1 protein-coding gene is annotated in these 277 nt (G+C 45.5%); it reads left to right on the forward strand.

Going from position 1 to position 277, the window contains the following annotated elements; all coding sequences use genetic code 11:
* A partial coding sequence (locus SB719_RS19825; protein WP_412159688.1) for a fascin domain-containing protein occupies positions 1-277 on the forward strand: 277 nt, incomplete at both ends.

A 277-nucleotide genomic window follows, 5' to 3' on the forward strand; every position in this document is an offset into this window, starting at 1 on the left:
GTCCACGGTTCAAAAATCGTCATTCGCACCGCAAACAGTCTTTATCTTCACCCGCTACAAGGAGGAGGAAACGGAGTCCAGCTCAGCCTATGGGGGTCTGGAGAGGAAACCTTTATTATTGAACGAGCAAATGGAAACGCTGGGATCATCACGAATAACGACATTATCACGTTAAAAACTCGTACTGGTCACTATCTTACCGTCGACATCCATCAAAAAAACAAATTGGGAGCACAAACCAACATAGCAACTGCCCGTGAGCAATTTTCACTCGAAG

Source organism: Pantoea sp. SIMBA_079 (assembly GCF_046940275.1).
Taxonomy (GTDB): Bacteria; Pseudomonadota; Gammaproteobacteria; order Enterobacterales; family Enterobacteriaceae; genus Pantoea; species Pantoea borealis.